This is a genomic window from Nocardia vaccinii NBRC 15922 (assembly GCF_001613305.1).
In the GTDB taxonomy this organism is placed as follows: domain Bacteria; phylum Actinomycetota; class Actinomycetes; order Mycobacteriales; family Mycobacteriaceae; genus Nocardia; species Nocardia vaccinii.
In genome coordinates, this window is record NZ_BDCC01000033.1 from 67,237 (window position 1) to 86,944 (window position 19,708).

The window sequence follows — 19,708 nt, forward strand, 5'->3', positions numbered from 1 at the left end:
AACAGCCGTCCACGCACTACACAGCCCCGTACAGCCATGGGAAGCGCATCCGACAGTCCGCGCTCGGCTTGCCGAGCGCGGCATTCACCTGCGCGGGTGGCCCGATCACGCACAGCGGGCCCGGCACTAGGCCTTGCGCGGCTCGATGCCCAGCGCGGCCAGGACCCTGTCCGGGTGGCGCGCACTGATCAGCCAGTACGGCGTCGGATCGTCCGGGTCGTCGAGGACGAGCAGCACCATGGGTCCGATCCAGGGTCGATGCTGCACGAAGGCGGCAGGGTCGAGCTGGCGGCCCATCGCGGCGCTCTTGGCGCTGGTCGGTACGACCGCTGCCCGGGAGATATACGTTACCGGTAGATGAGCCTTGTCCGTGCGCAATTCGAGAGTTCCGTTCGCATCGCGCGCGACTTCGACTCGGTGGCGTCCCATCCACAGCAACACCCACACCGGCACCGGGATCAACAGGACGTACGGCAGCCAGGCGTGGATTCCCGGCGCGCCCATGTGCAGGGTGGCCGCCAGCAGGGCCACGATGCCCATGCCCACGGGCCACCACCACAACGGCGCCCACTGGCGTTCTGAGTACACGGGAGCGGCACTCTGTTCGTTCGGCTTGGCTACCTGCGAAGGCTGGTCGGACACCACATCAGACTAGGTCAGTCGGTGACCGGGTGACCGCGTAGGCTCCCAGGATGTGACCGGTACTCCATCCATCCCTGTGCTGCGGCTCGATCCCGGCATCCCTGTGCCCACGCGTGCGCACCCGGACGACGCGGGTGTGGACCTGTGCACCACCGAGGACGTCATCCTGGAGCCGGGCGAGCGGGTGCTCGTGGGAACCGGCATCGCGATCGCCCTGCCCATCGGCACGGTGGGCCTGATCCATCCGCGCTCCGGACTGGCCGCCAAGACCGGACTGTCGATCGTCAATACCCCCGGCACGATCGATGCGGGATACCGCGGTGAGATCAAGGTCTGTCTGATCAACCACGATCCCCGCACGGCGATCGAACTGCGTCGCGGGGATCGCATCGCGCAGCTGCTCGTGCAGCGGGTGGAGCTGGTCGATTTCGTGGCGGTGGACCGGCTCGACGACACCGCGCGAGGCGCGGGGGGATACGGGTCCAGTGGCGGTCACGCCAGCCTCGATAATGGGAGTAGTGCCGGTGGGGAAGGCCCGGCCGGCGAGGAGGCATGAGGATGTTCGGACGAAATAAGCGCTCCAGGGGGGATGCCCGCGGCGCGGGTGAATACGACGACTACGCCTACGACGAGTACGACGAGGCGGAGTACTACGACGAGGACGACGACTACGACGGCCCGCTCGACGAGCCGGTCTACGAAGAACCGGCCTATCGTGAAAGGTCCTACGCGGCAAAGCATTACGAGGACGACGTCGAGGAGTTGGACGAAGGGCCGCGTACCGGCCCCTACGATTTCGACGACGTGGCCGATCTGCTCGAGGACGTGACCGAGCAGCGTCTGGATCTCGGCTCGGTCATCGTGCCGGTGCCCCAGGGCGGGCAGTTGCAGGTGGAGATGACCCCCGACGGCACCCCGCAGGCGGTCCATCTGGCCACCGAGTACGGCCGGTTGACCGTGGCCGCCTATGCCGCGCCCAAATCGGCCGGTCAGTGGCGGATGGTCGCCGCCGACCTGGCCGAATCGCTACGGAACGACGGCGCTCAGGTGTCGGTGCAGACCGGTCCGTGGGGCCGTGAGTTGCACGCGGTCACCGAGGGCGCCGATCTGCGTTTCATCGGGGTCGACGGGTATCGGTGGATGGTGCGTCTGGTCGCGGCCGGGCCGTCCGGGGCGGTGGACGAGGGGCAGCCGCTGGTCACGGCGGCCCGCAGCGTCCTCGGCGAGACCGTGGTCCGGCGCGGTGATGATCCGCTGCCGGTGCGCGATCCGTTGCCGGTGGTGCTGCCGCAGGAATTGGCCGACCAGTTGCAGGCCGCACATCAGCAGCAGGTACAGGCTCAGCAGCAGGCGCTCGCGGCGCAGGCCGCGGCCGCACAGGCCCACGCGACGGGCAGTTACCCGGCGGTCGCACCCGAACCCGAGCGGCCGCGTCGCGGTTCGGAGGGCTCGGCCATGCAGCAGCTCGGCCTGAACTAGCTGTCGTGGGCGGCCCCGGCCCGGCGGTTCGTCAGACCGCCGAGGCCGTGGGCGCCCAGCACCGCCGGGTCCGTGCCCAGCTCGGCCAGGGTGATGTGACGCAGTTCGGCGCGCGGAATCAGCTCGGCCCAGTCCTCGGCGACCGCGGCCGGATGGACCGGATCGTCCACAGCCGAGACGATCACGGTAGGAACCTGCAGTCCCGCAAGGGTTTCCGGAGTCGGCCAGGCATAACCGGCGGCCTCCTCGAGAGCCTGGGGTAGATCCGGCCACTGCCCGCGCCAGGATTGCGTCAGCGCCTGTGCCAGCCAGGCCGGACTGCTCAGGCGCATTCGCTCGACGACGGCCTCCAGGCCGTCCGCGCGCAACTGGGCAGCGGTGGCCGCGGCGCTCAGGGCGGCCGGGCATCCGGTGGTGTCCGCCCCGGTCCAGGCCGGCAGCGCCGCGATCACTCCGAACGCGGATTCGACTCGTGCGCAAGCCCATTCGACCGCGATCGCCGCGCCCAGCGAGATCCCCGCCGCGAGCACCGGGCCCGAGCGGGCGGCCTCGTCCAGCGCGGCCCGATAACTGGCCACCACATCCCGCGGATCCGGTTGCACCGCGATGAACGGCAGATCCCTTGCGGCACAGGCGGGTTCGAACGCGCGGCGGGCGAAGTCGGCATCGGAGCCGGTTCCGGGCAGTCCGACGACGATCGCCGGGCGGGACAGATCGGGCATCGACTGAGCGTAGTAGGTGGCATATCGGCCGATGCCGGGCACGTCGGTAGGGTACGGCTCGCCGAGTTGGTGCTGCGCGGCCGCCGGGACCGGCCCGGGGGTGATAACCAGCACATTCGGACGTTGTTCGGCAGCCGAGGAGTGAGCGTGCGAACAGGCATTCGGCAGACTGTGGCGGCCGGGGACGGCGCCGACCGGCGAGGTGTTTCGGCTCGTTCGAGCGGATCTGCCAGAGGTGGGTTGACTCGTTGGGGCCCGGGGTACCACTGGGGGGACCACATCGCCGATGCAATGGCCGTCACACGAGGGCCGGGCACCGTGGCGGGCCTGGTCGGCCCGTTCTACAGTGGCGGTGTACGGCCAACCGGCCGGTCGTACGGAAACCAGATGGTGCGCGCCCGCGCCGTCAGCAGTGCAGGAAGTGACGCGACATGCCTTTCTCCGGCAGAAACAGGGCGGGCTCCGGCGCCGTAGTGCGCAAGGCCGGCCCCGACAGCGGATACTTCCGGCGTCTGGGTTACCGGCTGACAGCCGATCTGGACCGGCTCGATGCTCAGGAACTGGCCGAGACCTCGGAAGCGTCGGGAGCCTGCCAGGCCGCCGAATGCCGCCGCGGCGAAGAGGTCACCATGCTGGGGCGGTTGCGCAGCGTGGAGGCCTGTCCGAAGGCGGCCAACGCCAGCCTCGAGGCCGAGTTCTTCGACGGCACCGATGCGATCGCCCTCGTATGGATCGGCCGCCGTCGCATTCCCGGGATCGAACCAGGACGCCGTATCCTGGTTCGCGGCCGCATCGGTGAACGCGATGGCGCCAAGGTGATCTTCAACCCCTACTACGAACTCCGCGGGAATTCCTGACGCATGTCGACACCCAGCAACGACGAGGGGGCTCTCGTCGCCGAGAACGAGCGCCGCGCCGTGTCCACCGACCAGCCCGGCTCGTCCCGTGCACCCGCTGACCGCGGGCCGCGCCACGCCCTTCGCGGCGATTCCGCACGCGGTACGCGCTCCGTCGCCGCGGACGACTTCCGCGCGGACGACGCGGACACCGACGACGCGGACACCGAGGATCGCGAAGACACGCTGCTCGAGCAACTCGGCGGTGTCAGCGGCCTGATCTACTCGACGCTGCCGGTCGTGGTTTTCGTCCCGGCGAACGCGCTGTGGGGTCTGGCCGCGGCCATCTGGACCGCCCTGGGCGTCGCGGCGGCGATCCTGGTCTGGCGGCTGGTGCGCCGCAACCCCGTGCAGCCTGCGATCTCCGGATTCCTGGGGGTGGGCGTATGCGCGTTCATCGCCTATCGAATGGGTGCGGCCAAGGGCTTCTTCCTGTTCGGTATCTGGGCCAGCCTGCTGTACGCGGGCGTCTTCCTGGCATCGCTGGTGGTGCGCTGGCCGTTGGCCGGGGTGATCTGGGGTGTGCTGAACGGGCATGGCACGCAGTGGCGTTCGGATCGCCGGGCGCTACGGCTCTACGACCTCGCGACATTGGTGTGGGTACTCGTCTTCGGCGCCCGCTACCTGGTCCAATCGCATTTCTACAACGACAACAGCACCGGCCTGCTCGCGGTCACCCGCATTGTCATGGGCTGGCCACTGACCGCTCTGGCGCTGCTGGTCACGGTGTGGGCGGTGCGTCGCGCCGGGCACGCTCCGGTCGAGCGCGACTGAGCGACTTCCTTCCGGCTCGGGAGATCCGTCCCCGCGCGTGGGTGCTTTGCTTCATTCGGGCATATGCCTGGGAACGTCTGCTGCGCGGACGTGACCCGGTGCACCGGAGAGCCGCGGCCGATGTCGTCGGGGCAGGCGAATGCGCCGAGCGTCACCGGGTACGGGCGAGATGTCGGTAGCGGCGGTCGACGCTCGATCGGCGCCAACTGCCCTGTTCGTCGCGACCCCGCTGAACCGCGACCCCGCTGAACGTTCCGCTCGAGGGGCGAATTCGCAGCAGCGCGGGGACCGGAGCACGGATGTGAGAAAGGCGGTGGGTGAGGGCGAATCCACCCCTGGGGTGCCTGGTCGGTGGGCCCGGATCGCAGCAGGATTCTCCGTGAGAGTCATGGAGAATCGGCGAAAGGGATCCGAGTGATCACGCAGGAGAGCCCGGCGCGGACGGCCGGATCGTCACGGCCCAGCGCCCCCGCGCCCATTCGTTCGGAGAGCCAGCGGATCGCCGCGGAGCTGGATCGGCTGATCGGCGTGGCCGCGGCCGGAGACGACCGGGCGGTCACCGATATCGTGCGCATCGTGCATCCGCTGGTGCGGCGCTACTGCGCGGCGCGGCTGGGGTCGGGTGGGAATCTGCAGCTCACCGCCGATGATGTCGCTCAGGAGATCTGCCTGGCGACTGTGCAGGCGATTCCTCGCTATCGTGATCAGGGCAAAACGTTCCTGGCGTTCGTCTACGGCATCTCGGCCAACAAGGTGGCCGATGCCTTCCGCCGGGCCGGGCAGCACACGGCCTATCCGATGGCGGACCTGCCGGACCAGCCCTCGACCTCACCCGGCCCGGAGGAGGTGGCTCTGGCGGCCGAGCGGCGGCACGCCACCTTCGAGCTCATGCAGGTGCTCACGCCCGCACATCGCGAGGTGCTGGTGATGCGTCTGATCCTGGGCTGGACCGCGGCGCAGACCGCCGAGGCGATCGGCACCAGTCCGGGAGTTGTGCGAGTCATGCAGCACCGCGCGCTGAACAAGCTGCGCGCGCGGCTGCGGGAGAACGAACTGCTGCCGGAGACTCCCTGAGTGCGCTCAGGAGATCGCCGGAGCGCGAAAACCGTTGACGCCCAGGGCTCTGCGCAGTTCTTCCTCGGCCTCCACCGATGCCACGAACAACAGTTCGTCCTCGCCCTCGAGCGGATCGTCCGGCTGCGGCACGATGACCCGGCCGCCGCGCAGAATCGTCACCAGGGCCGCATCGCGCGGCAAAGTCAGGCTCCGCACGGCGCGCCCGGCCAGGGGAGTGTCCACGGGCAGCGTGATCTCCACCAGATTGGCCTGACCCTGCCGCAGCGTCATCAGCCGCACCAGATCGCCCACGGAGACGGCCTCTTCGGCCAATGAGGCCAGCAGGCGCGGCGTAGAGACGGCGACATCTACGCCCCAGGCCCCGTCGAAGAGCCATTCGTTGCGTGGATCGTTGACCCGGGCCACGACCCGCCGGATACCGAATTCGGTCTTGGCGAGCAGACTGAACACCAGATTCGCCTTGTCGTCGCCGGTTGCCGCGATCACTACCTCGTAGTCCTGCAGCCCTGCCTCCTCGAGCAGCTCCAGCTCGCAGGCGTCGCCGTGCACCCAGACCGCTGCCGGGACGGCGCTGCGATCGATGTGATCGAGTCGTCGTTCGACGAGCATCACCTCGTGGCCGCCGCGCAATAGCTCCTGGGCGATGGAGCGGCCCACCGCGCCCGCCCCCGCGATGACTACCTTCACGACTCCTCCTCGCTCGAGGGTGCGGTGGCGCCGAGGGCGACCGCCTCGCCGACGCGGCCGGACGTGGCGGCGACGTAGACGGTGTCGTCGGCCTGCAACAGCGTCTTGGGGGTGGGCAGCACCCCTTGGCCGAAACGGATGATGAACGCGACCCGGGCGCCGATGGTGTCCTCCAGAGCCTGCACCGTGCGCCCGAACCAGTCCTCGTGCAGGGGCAGTTCGGTGATCGCGACCGTACCGGTGGGGTCGCGCCAGGTGGAGGACGCGTTGTCGTCGCCGATCAGGGTGCGCAGGAACCGGTCCGTGGTCCACGGCACGGTGGCGATGGTGGGTATGCCGAGACGTTCGTAGACCGCGGCGCGCTTGGCGTCGTAGATCCGCGCCACCACCCGCTCCACACCGAACGTCTCCCGCGCGACCCGCGCCGCGATGATGTTGGAGTTGTCGCCGGAGGAAACCGCCGCGAAGGCGCCCGCGCTTTCGATGCCCGCGCGCCGGAGCACGTCCCGGTCGAAGCCGACGCCGGTCACCTGTTCGCCCGGGAAGTCCTTGCCGAGGCGCAGGAAGGCGCTGGGGTCGCGGTCGATCACGGCTACTTGATGGCCGATCCGGACCAGTGCGCGTGCGAGGGCTGAGCCCACGCGGCCACACCCCATGATCACTACGTACACCGTGCCAACCCCATTTCGGAAACCGTGGTGTGCGGTCTGATTCGTTCAGCAGGAACCGTACCCGCTGCTGGTCCTCGCACCGTCTTTCCCCTGGGCGCGCGCGGCGAAACCCCCGACACGCTGCTAGGTCGCCGTTCTCACAGCTCTATGCTGACCGGAATGTTCCCCTCGACGCGCACCACTGCCTCCGGGTGCGCTCCCGCTGCGCTCGGCCGCCGTTCCGGCCTGCCGGGCATCCGGACTCGCAGGCCGTTCTCGCGTGACCGGATGCGCCTCGCGACGGGAGCCGCCGAGGTGTGGCAACCGTGCGACCGTCGATCACATCCCGTTACGGCGCAGTCGAGTCTGTTCGCCGCCATCTGCGCGCGGCCGTCGCGGTTCGTCCGCTCGCCGATGCGGAACACGGCAACCGCCCGCGATCGTTCCGCGTCGGTCGGCTCGTCCGGATGGGAACCCGACGACCCGATGTCGCGGGCCCGTTCGGCGGGTTGTCACGACCAGCACCCCGGGCTGCGTGCACGCGGTGAAGCTGCTGATCGATCAGCACGGCCGCGACGAAACCGGAGGTCTGCATCGTGTCCGAGGGCCCGCGGCACGGGCATCGCGCGCGTGCCGCACGTCCACGGGGAGTGCTCATGGTCCGAGCTGTGCGGCGTCGTGGAGCGTCTGGCCGGCCGGAGTCGTTCTCCCCGCGGTGTGATTCGCCTGGTGGGCGAGCTCGGGTGAGCAGGGCCTGCTCCGGGGAGGAGATCGGGATGTGGGAAAGGTCGTCCGATGGGCGATCCGGGGACGTGGGCGCGGGCGACGCTCCCCGACCAGGGGCGCGGTCCTGTCGTGCGGACGGTGTGGCCGGTGAGCGGGCGGAGCGGCAAATGTGGTTGCGAGGGACGTGCCGATGAGTAAGCGTGTCGAAACAGGTTGGGAGGGTTCTGTTTTCGAGGTGCGGTTGGGCGCTCCCGGGCACGGGGGTTTCTGTGTCGCGCGGCACGAGGGGCGGGTTTTGTTCGTGCGGCACGGCTTGCCCGGGGAACTGGTGCGGGCTCGGGTGAGCGAGGATCGGGGTGGGTCGTTCTGCCGGGCGGAGGCGGTGGAGATCCTCGAGGCTTCCGCGGATCGGGTTCCCGCGACGTGTCCGGTGTCGGGGCCCGGCGGTGCGGGATGTTGCGACTTCTCCTTCGCCACGCCCGCGGCGCAGCGCGAGTTGAAGGCCGCGGTTGTGCGTGAGCAGTTGCGCCGGGTGGCGGGGTGGGAGACCGAGGTCGAGGTGGAGCCCTTTCCGGGCGAAGGAGCGGCGGACGTCGGGTGGCGCACCCGGATCCGGCTGGCGGTGGACGCGCGGGGACATGCGGGTGTGCACGGCTTCCGAAGTACCGCGATCATCACGGATCTGCGTTGTCCCCAACCGGTTTCGGGGGCGATGACCGGGATCGCCGAGCGGACTTGGACGCCGGGTGCGGATCTCGTGGTGGCGGTGGATGGCGACGGGGTGCGGCATATCGTCGAACTGGCTCCCGCGGACCGCACGCCGAATCGTGACGAGATCGGGCGAGCGGCGAATCCGGCCGGAGGCGAGCGGCGGCCGGGTGATCGGCGGGGCGGGCGCGGCCACGGTGCCGAGTGGCGTGCGGCCCGGGCCGGTGATCGTCGGCGCGGCGGGGGTGATCGTCGCGGTGCCGCGGCTCGGCGAGCGGCGGCGCACGCACCCCGGAGTGAACGGGTCGTCGAGGGGACCGGCCGGGCGGTGCAATACGTGGCCGGTCGGCGGTGGGAGGTATCGGCTACCGGGTTCTGGCAGCCGCATCGCGGTGCGGCGCAATGCTATTCGGATGTCGTGGCGGAGTGGGCGGATCCGTCGCCGGGAATGCGAGCCTGGGATCTGTATTGCGGCGCGGGCGTATTCGCCGCGCGGATCGGGTCGGCTGCCGGGCCGGAAGGCGCGGTGTTCGGCGTGGAATCGGCGCGGTCGGCCGTGGCGGACGGCTCCGCCGCGCTCACCGACATGCCGTGGGTGAGCCTGGACGCGCAGCGCGTCGAACGCTGGTTGAGTGACGGAATGCACCGTGCCACCCCGGATGTCGTTGTCCTGGATCCGCCGCGCGCCGGAGCGGGTAAGGCGGTGATCACCCCGCTGACGGCGGCGGGACCGGCGCGCATCGTGCACATCGGCTGTGATCCCGCCGCGTTCGCCCGCGACATCTCGCTCTACCGTGCCCACGGCTACGCGCCCACTCGTCTGCGCGCCTTCGACGCCTTCCCGGCAACCCACCATGTCGAATGCCTGGCCCTGTTGGAGCCGATTCGCGGGTGATGCCGCCGGGCCCTCGAGCGTGCCTTGCGCATGCTCACTCCGGCCGCGGGTTCGGTGTGATGTTGCTGACGGCGCGCCGGTGTCGCGGCCAGGTCGCTGTTCCGGTCATCGGTTCCCCGGACGGCTCCGTAGACTGTTCGGAACAGACGACACCTCCGGAGTAGGGAGCGATAGCGGTGGGAGTGCTTTCCCGGGTCGAGACGCCCGAGGACCTGCGCCGGCTGACGGCACCGGAACTGAGTGAGCTGGCAGAGGAGATTCGCGAGTTCCTCGTTCAGAAGGTCGCGGTGACCGGTGGTCATCTGGGGCCGAACCTGGGCGTGGTGGAACTGACGATCGCGCTGCACAGGATCTTCGACTCCCCGGCGGATCCGATCATCTTCGACACTGGCCACCAGGCCTACGTGCACAAGATGCTCACCGGCCGCAGGGACTGCTTCGACCGGCTGCGCAAACAGGGCGGTCTGTCGGGCTATCCGAGCCGCGCCGAGAGCGCGCACGACTGGGTGGAGTCCTCGCACGCCTCGGCCTCGCTGTCCTATGCCGACGGTCTGGCGAAGGCGTTCGCGCTGACCAAGCAGCGTCGTCATGTCGTCGCCGTGGTCGGCGACGGCGCGCTCACCGGCGGCATGTGCTGGGAGGCGTTGAACAATATCGCCGCCGGACAGGACCGTTCGGTGGTGATCGTCGTCAACGACAACGGCCGGTCCTATTCGCCCACCATCGGTGGTCTGGCCGATCGACTCGGCGCACTGCGCATGCAGCCCGCCTACGAGCAGGCTCTCGACGCGACCAAGCGGTTCGTTCAGGGGATTCCGCGGGTGGGCGGGTCGGCGTACTCGATGCTGCACGCGCTCAAGGCCGGGATCAAGGACGCTGTCGCGCCGCAGGAGCTGTTCAGCGATCTGGGCCTGAAATATTTCGGCCCGGTCGATGGTCACGACACCGTCGCGCTCGAGGCCGCGTTCCGGCGTGCCAAGGACTTCGGCGGCCCGGTCGTGGTGCACGTGGTCACCCAGAAGGGCCGCGGATATCAACCGGCCGAGGATCACGTGGCTGACCAGATGCATTCGATCGGCTCGATCGATCCGGAGACCGGCCGGTCCACTGCCGCGAAGTCGGTCGGCTGGACCTCCGTGTTCTCCGAGGAACTGATCCGCCAGGCCGAACAGCGCGACGACGTGGTTGCCATTACCGCCGCCATGCCCGGCCCGACCGGGTTGACCCCATTCGGCGAGCGGTTCCCCGACCGGATGTTCGACGTCGGCATCGCTGAGCAACACGCGGTGACCTCTGCGGCGGGTCTGGCGCTGGGCGGGTTGCACCCGGTGGTGGCGGTGTACTCCACCTTCCTCAACCGCGCCTTCGATCAGTTGGTGATGGATGTCGCGCTGTTGAAGCTGCCGGTGACGCTCGTGCTGGATCGCGCCGGCGTCACCGGTGAGGACGGCGCCAGCCACAACGGTATGTGGGATCTGTCGGTGCTGGGCATCGTGCCCGGTATCCGGGTCGCCGCGCCGCGCGACGCGGCGACGTTGCGCGAGGAACTGGCCGAGGCGCTCGCCGTCGCCGACGGGCCGACCGTCCTGCGCTTCCCGAAAGACGCTGTCGCCGAGGATATCTCGGCGATCGAGCGACTGGACGGTGTCGATGTGCTGCGGATGCCCGAGGGCGGTTCGGCGCACACCGTGCACGGTGACGTCCTGCTCGTCGCGGTCGGTCCCTTCGCGCGGACGGCGATGCAGGTCGCGGATCTGCTCGCACCGGAAGGGATTTCGGTCACCGTCGTGGATCCGCGCTGGGTCCTGCCGGTTTCGGACACGGTGATGAAACTGGCCGAGAACTATCGCCTGGTGGTCACCCTGGAGGACGGCGGCCTGCACGGCGGAATCGGCTCCACGGTCTCTGCGCGGCTGCGCGCGGGCGGCATCGACGTACCCACCCGCGATATCGGTGTACCGCAACGATTCCTGGACCACGCGTCCCGGGCGCAGATCCACGAGGAACTCGGCCTCACCGCACCCGATATCGCACAGCGCATCACCGGCTGGCTGGGCGGGGTCTGAGGACTCGGGCCGAGCCCGCGCCGCCGAGCCGCGCTCGGCGGTGGTCGTCAGTTGCGAGGCGGGCTGGGCTGGCCGGCGAACAGTGCCGCGGCCAGGGGCGCGACATCGAGTTCTCGCTGCCAGGGCCGGGCCCCGCAGGCCGTCAGATAGGCATCGATGGCGCGGACCGGATCGTCCGGCACTGTGCCGGAACGGAATTCGGGCAGCCCATCCCAGCAGAGACGGCGCAGCAGGTCCGGGGTCAGCAGGTTCTCCACCGGGATCGCATAGCGCGCCGACAGCTCGTTCATGGCGACGCGAGCGGCGGCGAGGCGGGCCGCGGCGACCGGATCGCGCCGTTCCCAGCGGTTCACCGGCGGCGGGCCGTCGAACGGCTGGCTGAGTGTGGGCAGTTCCGAATCCGGCAGAGCGCGTGCGCGTTCCACCGCACCGAGCCATTCCCGCGAGTACCGGCGTTGGCGCGGGCCGCCGAAGACCGGAAGGGCGCGCAGTGCGGCAATATTCTTCGGATCCGCGGCCGCCGCCGCCACGATCGCCGAATCCGGCAGGATCCGTGCGGGTGCGACATCCCTGGACCGGGCCAAATTGTCACGGGTGGACCATAATTCGCGTACCACCGCGAGCTGGCGCGGGCGGCGCAGGGTATGGATGCCCGAGGTGCGCCGCCACCTGTCCGGCTTCGGCGCGGCGGGTTCGATCGTGCGGACGTGTTCGAATTCCTGTGCCGCCCAGTCGGTCTTGCCCTGATCGCGGAGTGATTCGGCGACCGCCTCGCGCAGGTCCAGCAGCAGTTCCACGTCGAGTGCGGCGTAGTTGAGCCAATCGTCGGGTAGCGGGCGGGTGGACCAGTCGGCGGCGCCGTGGCCCTTACGCAACTCGCGGCCGAGCAATTTGTCCACCATCGCGGCCAGACCCACTCGCTCGAATCCGGCCAGCCGCCCGCCCAATTCGGTGTCGAACAGACGCGCCGGGTGTAAGCCGAGCTCGGCCAGCCCGGGTAGATCCTGATCGGCCGAATGCAGCACCCATTCCAGATCGTTGATCGCCTCGGCCAGCGGTTCGAGTGCGTCGGCCACCGGAATCGGATCGATGAGCACGGTCCCGGAACCCATGCGGCGCAACTGAATCAGATAGGCACGATTGGAATAGCGGAATCCCGAGGCGCGTTCGGCGTCCACCGCCAGCGGTCCGGTACCGGCGGCCAATCGCGCCGCTACCTCTTCGACGGCCCGCGCCGTATCCGTGACCGGGGGCACGCCCTCGGCGGGCTCGAGCAGCGGGACGGCGGCAACGTCCCGGTCCTCGCCCTGGAACTTCGCGGACTCGTCGGCAACTGACATAGCCAAGAACTCTACGTCGCGGTCAGAACTGGTCGTCGGTGTTCTGCGGACGAGGCCGCAAATGAGTGATGCCCGCGGGCGGTAAACCGGCCGCATAGGCCAGTACTTCGCAGAATGCCTCGACGTGCGGTCCGAGTTCGGTGGAGTCCACGGTCCAGGAGGCCCGCAACTCCAGTTGATAGGCGCGCGGCGGCCCGGCGATATCGCCGTACCGGATCGAACTGGTCGAGGTGACGGTGCCGCCCAGCGCGGTGAACGATTCCTCGCGCGATTCCAGCGCGTCCACCAGCCAACTCCAGGCGACCTCCGGCAACAGCGGATCCCCGGCCAGGGCCGCATCGATATCGGCCTGGATGTAGGCGACGAGCCGGAACACTCCGTGCCAGGCGTCCTGGCCGTTCGGATCGTGCAGCAGGATCAACCGGCCGAACGCGTCGTCCTCGGAATCGACGGGGATCACATTGGTGTCCGGGTGCTTGACTTCGGCGCCGATGGCATACGAATACGGGGCCAAGCGTTGCGGTGGTCGAATCGGTGCAAGCTCGATCCGGGGATGCACGGATGCGGTGCCCATCGCATCGACCGCGGCGCGAAACTGGGCGGGTTCGCCGGCTGGGCCCGGGGTCGGTGCGGCGCCGTCGCGGAAGTCGAGCGGTGTCACGAATGTGAACCTATCCCCGAACCGGTCGGTAAGACCGGAGGCGCGCCGTGACGCGGCCTCCGCACCACGGCGGCAGTTTGCGGTATCTCGAGGCGCGGCACCCGCGCCGTGTCGGGTAACCGGCCTCGGTACCTGTCGCGCGTCCGGTCGAGGAGCTCCGCCGCAAACCGGAGAATTGGGGTGATGTGGGGGTTCGAGTGGCGCTTAGGGGTGGTGTCGCTGGTCGCATACGATGGCCGTGATGAGCACACCAATACGTCGCCGGTTGTCCGACGCGCCCTTCCTCGCCGCTGCCAGTGGAGCGAGCCCGACGCGGCGTCCCGTCTGGTTCATGCGACAGGCCGGGCGGTCACTTCCGGAGTACCGCGAGGTGCGTGCCGGGATCGGCATGCTGGAGTCCTGTTTCGATCCGGAGCTGGTCTGCGAGATCACCATGCAGCCGGTTCGTCGGCACGGGGTGGATGCGGCGATCTTGTTCTCCGACATCGTCGTTCCGCTCAAGGCGGCCGGGATCGACCTGGATATCGTGGCCGGGGTGGGGCCGGTCGTGGCGAATCCGGTGCGTTCGACCGCTGATGTGCGGGCGCTGCCGCGGTTGCGACACGAGGAGGTCGGTGCGGTTGCCCAGGGCGTGCGGCTGCTGGTGGGCGAGCTCGGCGATACGCCGTTGATCGGATTCGCCGGTGCCCCTTTCACTCTCGCGTCCTATCTGGTCGAGGGCGGACCCAGCAAACACCATGAGCGCACCAAGGCGATGATGCTCGCCGATCCGGACACCTGGCACGAGTTGCTCGGTGTGCTCACCGATATCACCATCGAATTCCTGCGCGCCCAGCTGGCCGCGGGTGTGGACGCGATGCAGCTGTTCGACTCCTGGGCGGGCGCGCTGTCGCTGGCACAGTACCGGGAGTTCGTCCTGCCGCATTCGGAGCGGGTCTTCGCCGAGGTCGCCACGATCACCGGACCGGAAGTGCCGCGCATCCACTTCGGCGTCGGTACCGGTGAGCTGCTCGGCGCGATGGGCGAGGCCGGAGCCGATGTGGTCGGGGTGGACTGGCGCGTCCCGTTGACCGAGGCCGTGCGCCGCGTCGGACCTGGAAAGGCGTTGCAGGGCAATCTCGATCCCGCCACGCTGTTCGCTGGACCCGAGGTGCTCGAGCGTGAGGTGCGCCGCATCGCCCATGAAGCGGACGAAGCGATCACCCTCGGCGCGGCGGGTCACATATTCAACCTCGGCCACGGCGTCCTACCCGATACCGATCCGGGCGCCATCACTGCCGTGGTGGACCTGGTCCACAGCCTGCCTCTGTAAATCGGTGCCCCGGGGCAAGGTGGGGTGCGTGCTGATCGAACGCACGTCCGGTCCCCACGTCGGCTATGTGTGTGCTCGCGGGCGGGTTCGCGCGGCTGATCGACTCATGGCGTTGCTCGCGGTCCGCTCGTAGACGTTCCGGGAGAGGGCCGCGGCCTCGACACGGCACTGCTCGCCGGTCAGTACAGGCGGCGGGGCCAATAATCGGATGTCCAGGGGCGGTCGGACGCGGTGGCTGCGATTCGCCGAGTAGGTTCGGTACGGGCTCGGTGAGGCGGGTTCGTCGGCGCGGTGAGGAGTGTGGTCGATGCGGGTCGCGGTGGTCGGTGCGGGGATCAGCGGGCTGGTCGCGGCCTATCGGTTGCGGGCGGCGCTGGGAGCCGAACTGGAATTGGTGCTCGTGGAACGGCGCGAGCGGATCGGGGGGACGCTGCACACCGGCATGCTCGCGGGCGGGCCGGTGGATCTGGGCGCGGAGGCCTTCGTCGGGCGGCGGCCCGAAATCCCGGCTCTGCTGCGCGAGCTGGGTCTCGAGGACCAGTTGGTGCATCCCTCCGGGCGGCGGCCACTGATCTGGGCCGGCGGCGCGGCACATCCCATGCCGACGGGCACGTTGATGGGCATTCCCACACAGGCGGATTCCATGGCCGGCCTGGTCGACGAGGCGACGCTGCGGCAGATCGCCGCGGAGCCGGACCGACCGCTGCACTGGACGCCAGGCGACGACGTTTCGGTTGCGGACCTGGTGGCCGAACGGTTCGGCGCACAGGTGGTGAGTCGCAGCGTCGAGCCGTTGCTGGGCGGAGTGTATGCGGGACTGGCGAATTCGATCGGCGTGCGGTCCGCACTGCCGGGTCTGGCCGCGGCCCTCGACGCGGGCGCTCCGAATCTGACGCGTGCGGTGTCGCGTGCGCTGCCGCCGCCCTCGACCACACCGGTCTTCGGCGGTATTCGCGACGGTTACCGCGCCCTGCTCGACGCGCTGCTGGGCGCCGCGAACCCGGAACTCGACATCGATACCGCCGCAGCGGATCTGACGCGCACCCCGCGCGGCTGGCGGCTGGGACCGGTAGGGGAGTATGACGCGGTCGTCCTCGCCACACCCGCACCCGTCACCGCCGATCTGCTGGTCTCGGCCGTGCCCGAGGCCGCCCGTGCGGTCGCGCGGATCGAGCTGTCCTCCTCGGCGGTGGTGGCGCTGGCGCTGCCGGCGGACACGCCGCTGCCGGAGAACTCCGGCATCCTGGTCGCCACGGGAGAATCGTTGCGGGCCAAGGCTTTCACGCTGTCCAGTCGCAAGTGGCCGCACCTGGCCGACCGCGACGTCGCGATCGTGCGTGCCTCGTTCGGCCGGTTCGGCGACGACAGCCTGCTGGCGCTCTCCGATGCCGAACTCGTCACCGCCGCGAGCGAGGATCTGGCGACGGTGACCGGGATCTCGATACAGCCGGTTGCCGCGGCGGTCCAGCGCTGGCGCAGTGGCCTGCCGCAGTACGCCCCCGGGCACGCCGAGGTCGTGTCCGCGATCGAATCGGCGGTCGCCGCGACGCCCGGCCTCGCGGTGGCAGGCGCCTACCTGCACGGTGTCGGCGTCCCGGCCTGCGCGGCATCGGGTACGGCCGCCGCCGAGCAGATCATCGCCGGGCGAACGAGCTGAACCGCGGTTCCGGGGTGCTCGCGGACGGACGGGCGCGAGGAAGTTCCGCGCGCGTCTGAATCGGGCGAATGCTCTCCGCAGGCGGGAACGAAGGCCCCGTTCGAGTGCGCCTGGCGCGGTCGAACGATCTCTCACACCGTGATCGGGGAACCGTGGCCGTTCCGGTGGGGCGCTGTCGACAAGGGTTTGCCGAGTGTCGTGGGCGGTCGGTGTTGTCATGCGAAAAATGCTGGCACACAAGGCATTACGAGTCCATAACTATCCAATGGACGCACCCGTTGGCTGGATCCGCACCCGCTTCGCGCGGCGTGTTGCCCGGCAACGGGTGCGGCTGTGTCGCCGCACGATCCGCAGTGGCACCATAGGGGGTATGGCACGACTCGATTACCAGGCGCTCAATTCGACCATCCGGTATCTGATGTTCTCGGTGTTCCAGGTGCAGCCCGGGGCATTGGGCGAGGATCGCGAGGCGGCGATCAAGGAGGCGCGTGCGTTCTTCGACGGTCTCGCCGACAAGGGCGTGGTCGTGCGCGGCCTGTACGACGTCGCCGGAATGCGCGCCGACGCCGACTTCATGGTCTGGTGGCATGCCGACCGTATCGAGGATCTGCAGGCCGCCTACGCCGATCTGCGCCGCACCACCGAACTGGGCCGGGCCAGCGCCCCGGTGTGGAGCAATGCCGCGGTGCACCGCCCCGCGGAGTTCAACAAGAGTCATATCCCGGCCTTCCTGGCCGGTGAGGAGCCGGGCAACTACCTCTGCGTCTACCCGTTCGTGCGGTCGTACGACTGGTATCTGCTGCCCGACGCCGAACGTCGCAAGATGCTGGCCGACCACGGCAAGGAGGCCCGCGATTATCCCGACGTGCGTGCCAACACCGTTCCCGCCTTCGCCCTCGGCGACTACGAGTGGATCTTGGCGTTCGAGGCGCCCGAACTGCATCGCATCGTCGATCTGATGCGGGATCTGCGCGCCACCGAGGCCCGGCGACATGTGCGCGAGGAGGTTCCGTTCTTCACCGGTCCGCGAGTCGAACTCGAGCAGCTGATCGCCTCACTGCCCTGACCGCGGTCGCAACCCGGAGCACTAGCGGTTCGAGCCGAGCATCGCGAGCCCCGGTAAATCGGGTCATGCGTGGTGCCGGTTTCGCGCCGTACTGTTCCCCCGTCGCCTCAGTGTGTTGCGTCGTTCGAGGGGTGCAGGCGCAGCGAGATCGAGTTGATGCAGTACCGCTTGTCGGTCGGGGTCGGGTATCCCTCCCCCTCGAAGACGTGGCCGAGGTGGCTGTGACAGTTGGCGCACAGCACCTCGACACGGCGCATACCCAGTGAGTCGTCGGTTCGCAGCAGCACCGCACCCGAATCCGCCGGATCGAAGAACGACGGCCAGCCGCAGTGCGAATGGAACTTCTCGGTGCTGCGGAACAGTTCCGCACCACAGGCCCGGCACTCGTAGACACCGGCGGTTTCGGTATCGGTGTATTCGCCGGTATAGGGCCGCTCGGTACCGGACTCGCGCAGTACCGCGTACTCCTGCGGATTGAGTTTGGCCCGCCATTCCTGCGGGGTCAGCACGATCTTGGGTGCGGGCAGCGACGTCTCGGACTCGGAACTCATAGGCCGATTCTAATGAGACGACGGTGCACCGCGCTGCCGCGCAGCCGACGGTTCGGACTCACCCCGCCGAGGGCGGGACGTAGTACCACTCCCTGCTGCCGGACGGATATTCGAAGCAGCCGCTGTAATGCCCCGTGTTGATCGCCGCCTGCTCGCAGGCGGCCTTACCGGTCGATTCGCCCGACTGGGTGAACGGACCGGCCGAATGTGTGTCGGGAACCCGCGGGTCGGCGCCGGCGACACCGGTGAGGCCGATCGCAAGCTCCAGTGACAACGCGCCCACCGCAATGATTTTCGACAACACGGCAGCTCCCGGGAGATGTGAGGTGAGTGTCCGGGTCACAGTAGTGCGATCCGGACAGGTAGGAACGGCACGTTGTAATCATGAATACGGTGGATCGGGCTTGTCCGGCAATTCTCGGGCGAACTACGGGTAGGCGTTCAGCGCAGAACGCCCGCCTCGTCCGGTGCGGTACTGGGTTGCTCATCGTCCGGATCGGCCAGATCGGTGGCCGCGGCGGTCTGCGGGGGCGCAGACCGTGGCGGCCGAGGACCGTCCGGCAGGGGCGCTGGGTTGTGGTCCGGTTGCAACAGGAACAACGGGTCGATCCCGGAGTCGAGCCGGCCTTCGCGCCGTGCGGTCAGATACCGGTCACCGAGTACGCAGAACGTGACGAACAACAGCAGGCCCCAGCCGAAGGTGATCCGCAGGTACTCCAGGTCGCGGCCCACACTCTGCCAGTGGTCCAGCAGCCATTTGTCGAAGGTGGTGAAGCCGAATATCGCCAGCCAGGCGGGCCAGTTCCGCAGCACCGAATTGCGCAGCACCACCGTCATCAGGAACGGGAACAGCAGCATCGAGTAGTACTGCTGGCCCAGCCCGCTGATCAGGAATTCGGCGAGCAGCAGAATGCCGGAACTGGTGCAGATGAAGAACAGTTCATCGTGGCGGTAGTACCGGTACAGCAGCCACAGTGAGATCAGCACGAGCACGCCCATCCCGATCCGGATACTCCAGACCAGCGGTGAGGGCAGTCCCCAGTAGGCGGCCGTGCCCGGAATCGAGCTGTTGAAGTAGTCGCGAGCCTGAATCGAGTACGGCAGGGTCCGATGCAGATAGTCCATCGGATCCTTGATCAGCGGCAGCGCGATGGCCGTCAGTGCGATCGGTACGCCGAGCGCGGGCAGGAAGACCTTCCACTGCCGCCGCATCAGCGGTATCAGCAGCATCGGCGCGATGGTCGGTTTCACGGTTATCGCCAAACCCATCACCGCGCCGGCCCAGAGTTCACGCCGGGCGAGCAGCAGGATGATGAAGATGACCTCCGCGAGCAGGATGCACCCGTTCACATTGCCGAAAGCCAGTGTGTTGATGACCGTTTCGGAGGCGAACATAAGCAGCAGCGTCAGTGGCGCGGCATAGGACTTGATGCTGAACTTGAACAGCTTGAGCAGCAGGTACCAGGCGATCAGCATCGCCACCGCGTTGACTCCGACGAAGCACCACTTCGACTTCTCGGGGTCGATGATCGCCAGCGGCGCGATCAGCAGCGTGCCGCCCGGCGGATACAGGTAGTGCGGATCCACCAGGTCGAAGTTCTCGGCGTATATCGACCGCCCGTTCAGGAACGCCAGGGACGCCTTGTACACCGGTGCGAAATCGTCCGTGATGTTGAAGTTCGTCGCCTTGACGAAGACCTGGTGCAGCACGGTCATGACCGCGAAAGGCCATAGCGCGAAGTTCAGGACCTCGGAGGTCGTGCGAGCCGTGCGCGGCTCGAGCTGACGAAGGAACACTG

The 19,708-nt window shown here is 68.7% G+C and carries 19 protein-coding genes; 10 read left to right on the forward strand and 9 right to left on the reverse strand.

Going from position 1 to position 19,708, the window contains the following annotated elements; translation table 11 throughout:
* Positions 1–126: 126 nt before the first annotated feature.
* A complete protein-coding gene (locus tag NV1_RS21575; protein ID WP_084525644.1) occupies positions 127–642 on the reverse strand; it encodes a DUF3093 domain-containing protein in 516 nt (171 codons plus the stop codon).
* Positions 643–694: 52 nt separating this feature from the next.
* Here NV1_RS21575 and dut point away from each other — a divergent pair, with 52 nt between their 5' ends.
* Together dut and NV1_RS21585 are read left to right on the forward strand one after the other, a co-directional pair.
* Positions 695–1,198: a dUTP diphosphatase gene (dut, locus tag NV1_RS21580; RefSeq protein ID WP_067894118.1), complete on the forward strand. Its 504-nt coding sequence runs from the start codon at positions 695–697 to the stop codon at positions 1,196–1,198.
* A 2-nt stretch (positions 1,199–1,200) separates the two neighbouring features.
* The gene (locus NV1_RS21585) at positions 1,201–2,121 is read left to right on the forward strand and encodes a DUF3710 domain-containing protein (RefSeq protein ID WP_373864642.1); all 921 of its coding nucleotides are present in this window, start codon (positions 1,201–1,203) and stop codon (positions 2,119–2,121) included.
* Here NV1_RS21585 and NV1_RS21590 read toward each other — a convergent pair.
* The gene (locus NV1_RS21590; RefSeq protein ID WP_067894644.1) at positions 2,118–2,843 is read right to left on the reverse strand and encodes an alpha/beta fold hydrolase; all 726 of its coding nucleotides are present in this window, start codon (positions 2,841–2,843) and stop codon (positions 2,118–2,120) included. The two genes, NV1_RS21585 and NV1_RS21590, sit on opposite strands and share 4 nt — an antisense overlap.
* Positions 2,844–3,274: 431 nt before the next feature.
* On the opposite strand from NV1_RS21590, the gene NV1_RS21595 reads away from it, so the two are divergent.
* The 3 genes from NV1_RS21595 (at position 3,275) to NV1_RS21605 (ending at position 5,587) form a co-directional block, all read left to right on the forward strand.
* A complete protein-coding gene (locus tag NV1_RS21595) occupies positions 3,275–3,700 on the forward strand; it encodes an OB-fold nucleic acid binding domain-containing protein (protein WP_245713847.1) in 426 nt (141 codons plus the stop codon).
* A 225-nt stretch (positions 3,701–3,925) separates the two neighbouring features.
* Positions 3,926–4,513, forward strand: a complete 588-nt coding sequence (locus NV1_RS21600; RefSeq protein WP_067894647.1) for a DUF3159 domain-containing protein — start codon at positions 3,926–3,928, stop codon at positions 4,511–4,513.
* A 414-nt stretch (positions 4,514–4,927) separates the two neighbouring features.
* The gene (locus tag NV1_RS21605; protein WP_373864643.1) at positions 4,928–5,587 is read left to right on the forward strand and encodes a sigma-70 family RNA polymerase sigma factor; all 660 of its coding nucleotides are present in this window, start codon (positions 4,928–4,930) and stop codon (positions 5,585–5,587) included.
* A 6-nt stretch (positions 5,588–5,593) separates the two neighbouring features.
* Here NV1_RS21605 and NV1_RS21610 read toward each other — a convergent pair whose 3' ends face one another.
* Together NV1_RS21610 and NV1_RS21615 are read right to left on the reverse strand one after the other, a co-directional pair.
* Positions 5,594–6,277, reverse strand: coding sequence for a potassium channel family protein (locus NV1_RS21610; RefSeq protein WP_067894127.1), 684 nt, complete (start codon positions 6,275–6,277; stop codon positions 5,594–5,596).
* Complete coding sequence (locus NV1_RS21615) at positions 6,274–6,948, reverse strand: potassium channel family protein (protein WP_067894130.1); 675 nt, start codon at positions 6,946–6,948, stop codon at positions 6,274–6,276. The genes NV1_RS21610 and NV1_RS21615 overlap by 4 nt, the downstream gene beginning before the upstream one ends.
* A gap of 895 nt (positions 6,949–7,843) precedes the next feature.
* Here NV1_RS21615 and NV1_RS21620 point away from each other — a divergent pair.
* Complete coding sequence (locus NV1_RS21620) at positions 7,844–9,256, forward strand: class I SAM-dependent RNA methyltransferase (RefSeq protein ID WP_067894133.1); 1,413 nt, start codon at positions 7,844–7,846, stop codon at positions 9,254–9,256.
* A gap of 176 nt (positions 9,257–9,432) precedes the next feature.
* Positions 9,433–11,322: a 1-deoxy-D-xylulose-5-phosphate synthase gene (gene dxs, locus NV1_RS21625; RefSeq protein ID WP_067894136.1), complete on the forward strand. Its 1,890-nt coding sequence runs from the start codon at positions 9,433–9,435 to the stop codon at positions 11,320–11,322.
* Positions 11,323–11,369: 47 nt separating this feature from the next.
* Here dxs and NV1_RS21630 read toward each other — a convergent pair whose 3' ends face one another.
* Both NV1_RS21630 and NV1_RS21635 read right to left on the reverse strand, forming a co-directional pair.
* Positions 11,370–12,662, reverse strand: coding sequence for a ribonuclease D (locus tag NV1_RS21630; protein ID WP_067894139.1), 1,293 nt, complete (start codon positions 12,660–12,662; stop codon positions 11,370–11,372).
* Positions 12,663–12,684: 22 nt separating this feature from the next.
* A complete protein-coding gene (locus tag NV1_RS21635; protein ID WP_084525609.1) occupies positions 12,685–13,323 on the reverse strand; it encodes a DUF3000 domain-containing protein in 639 nt (212 codons plus the stop codon).
* A 232-nt stretch (positions 13,324–13,555) separates the two neighbouring features.
* Here NV1_RS21635 and hemE point away from each other — a divergent pair, with 232 nt between their 5' ends.
* The 3 genes from hemE (at position 13,556) to hemQ (ending at position 17,358) form a co-directional block, all read left to right on the forward strand.
* Positions 13,556–14,635 carry a uroporphyrinogen decarboxylase gene (gene hemE / locus NV1_RS21640; protein WP_067894141.1) on the forward strand — a complete coding sequence of 360 codons (1,080 nt, stop codon included), beginning with the start codon at positions 13,556–13,558 and terminating at the stop codon, positions 14,633–14,635.
* A 307-nt stretch (positions 14,636–14,942) separates the two neighbouring features.
* Positions 14,943–16,292, forward strand: coding sequence for a protoporphyrinogen oxidase (locus NV1_RS21645; RefSeq protein ID WP_067894654.1), 1,350 nt, complete (start codon positions 14,943–14,945; stop codon positions 16,290–16,292).
* A 370-nt stretch (positions 16,293–16,662) separates the two neighbouring features.
* Positions 16,663–17,358 carry a hydrogen peroxide-dependent heme synthase gene (hemQ, locus tag NV1_RS21650; protein ID WP_067894144.1) on the forward strand — a complete coding sequence of 232 codons (696 nt, stop codon included), beginning with the start codon at positions 16,663–16,665 and terminating at the stop codon, positions 17,356–17,358.
* Between the two features lie 107 nt (positions 17,359–17,465).
* Here hemQ and msrB read toward each other — a convergent pair whose 3' ends face one another.
* The 3 genes from msrB to NV1_RS21665 form a co-directional block, all read right to left on the reverse strand.
* Positions 17,466–17,909, reverse strand: a complete 444-nt coding sequence (gene msrB / locus NV1_RS21655) for a peptide-methionine (R)-S-oxide reductase MsrB (protein ID WP_157117210.1) — start codon at positions 17,907–17,909, stop codon at positions 17,466–17,468.
* Positions 17,910–17,967: 58 nt separating this feature from the next.
* A complete protein-coding gene (locus NV1_RS21660) occupies positions 17,968–18,213 on the reverse strand; it encodes a hypothetical protein (RefSeq protein WP_157117212.1) in 246 nt (81 codons plus the stop codon).
* A 137-nt stretch (positions 18,214–18,350) separates the two neighbouring features.
* The gene (locus NV1_RS21665; protein ID WP_067894150.1) at positions 18,351–19,706 is read right to left on the reverse strand and encodes a glycosyltransferase family 87 protein; all 1,356 of its coding nucleotides are present in this window, start codon (positions 19,704–19,706) and stop codon (positions 18,351–18,353) included.
* Positions 19,707–19,708 lie beyond the last annotated feature (2 nt).

Bases quoted from the DNA above. Each gene is read 5' to 3' on its own strand.
- NV1_RS21585 (WP_373864642.1), top strand. From the start codon at position 1,201: ATGTTCGGACGAAATAAGCGCTCCAGGGGGGATGCCCGCGGCGCGGGT.
- NV1_RS21590 (WP_067894644.1), bottom strand. From the start codon at position 2,843: ATGCCCGATCTGTCCCGCCCGGCGATCGTCGTCGGACTGCCCGGAACC.
- NV1_RS21595 (WP_245713847.1), top strand. From the start codon at position 3,275: ATGCCTTTCTCCGGCAGAAACAGGGCGGGCTCCGGCGCCGTAGTGCGC.
- NV1_RS21620 (WP_067894133.1), top strand. From the start codon at position 7,844: ATGAGTAAGCGTGTCGAAACAGGTTGGGAGGGTTCTGTTTTCGAGGTG.
- NV1_RS21630 (WP_067894139.1), bottom strand. From the start codon at position 12,662: ATGTCAGTTGCCGACGAGTCCGCGAAGTTCCAGGGCGAGGACCGGGAC.
- hemE (WP_067894141.1), top strand. From the start codon at position 13,556: ATGGCCGTGATGAGCACACCAATACGTCGCCGGTTGTCCGACGCGCCC.
- NV1_RS21645 (WP_067894654.1), top strand. From the start codon at position 14,943: ATGCGGGTCGCGGTGGTCGGTGCGGGGATCAGCGGGCTGGTCGCGGCC.
- hemQ (WP_067894144.1), top strand. From the start codon at position 16,663: ATGGCACGACTCGATTACCAGGCGCTCAATTCGACCATCCGGTATCTG.
- msrB (WP_157117210.1), bottom strand. From the start codon at position 17,909: ATGAGTTCCGAGTCCGAGACGTCGCTGCCCGCACCCAAGATCGTGCTG.